Raw genomic sequence first — 1,149 nt, 5'->3', positions numbered from 1 at the left:
GCCGGCCGGCCTGACCTGAGCCTGCTCAGCCGGTCCGCGCCGCAATCCCGGCACCGCGCCGGGTCTGCCGCTCGTGGCCCGCTCGTGGCCCGTCGCGCTCCGTCACGGAGGGTCCGGTCCGTCGTCATCCTGCTTGCCGGGGAAGGGCGTTGTGGCCGTGTGCCGCCGTATCACGGGAGGTGTCCGTCACCCGTGTGCCGACTCCCCCGGCAGCCGGGCCGCCGCCGTCCCGCGGGGCCCGGCGAAGGCCTCGTGAACGTGTCCGCATCCCCATTGCCCGCACCGCTCGCGACCTGCAAGGATCCTCCGCCGTGAGTCTCCTGCTGCTCGTCATCGCCGGGACGTACTTCGTCATCTGGCTCCGGGGTCCCCACCGCACGTCCAGGGCCGCCACGTGGGCCGCCACCGTCTTCGACCCCGCCGCCTACGGGCTGGTGCCGCACGCCGTGCTCGACCCGCGCCGGCCCGGCCCGCCGGCGCCTCCGGACCGCAGCGCGGCCGTCCGCTCGATCTGCGAGGCCGCCTGGACCGGCGACTGGCAGCCCGCCGCCGCGTACGTCGAGGCGGCGGGCGAGGACTGGGACGAACGCTGGTCCAGGCTGGAACTGCTCGCCGACATCGCCGAGCAGGACGACGCCTGGCTGACCGCCTGGCGGGCCGCCGACCCGGCCGGTTGCGCCGCCGCCACGCTGGAGGCCCGGCGCATGGTCGACCGGGCGTGGGCGATCCGCGGCAGCGGCTACGCGCACCAGGTGCCGGCCGACCGGATGGCGAAGTTCCGGGAGCTGCTGCCCGCCGCGATCGAGGCCGCGCAGCGGGCCGTGCTGCTCGCACCGGAGGACCCCGGCCCGTGGGTGGTCATGGTGCTCGCCGCCCGCGGCGCCCAGTACACCCCGGACCGGTTCGGACCGCTCTGGGACGGCCTGGTCGCACGCGCCCCGCACCACTACGAGGGGCACTGGCAGGCCATGCAGTACTGGTGCGCCAAGTGGTACGGCAGCAACCGCCGGATGATGGCCTTCGCCCGCCGCGCCATGGACAAGGCGCCGGCCGGCAGCCCGCTGCCCGGCATCTACGTGCACGCGCTCTCCGAACTCGAGACCCGCAGCGGCCTCCGCGCGCTCCCCCGCACCGGGGCCGCGAGGCGGC

At 76.2% G+C, this 1,149-nt stretch carries 1 protein-coding gene; it reads left to right on the top strand.

Annotated features, from left to right (window positions below; genetic code table 11):
• Positions 1-311: 311 nt before the first annotated feature.
• Positions 312-1,149 (top strand): hypothetical protein (locus tag ABZ641_RS38725; RefSeq protein ID WP_359989392.1); only part of this gene is annotated, 838 nt, incomplete at its 3' end.

The organism is Kitasatospora sp. NPDC007106, assembly GCF_040634455.1.
GTDB lineage: Bacteria > Actinomycetota > Actinomycetes > Streptomycetales > Streptomycetaceae > Kitasatospora > Kitasatospora arboriphila.
This window is presented reverse-complemented; position numbering and strand designations above follow the sequence as displayed.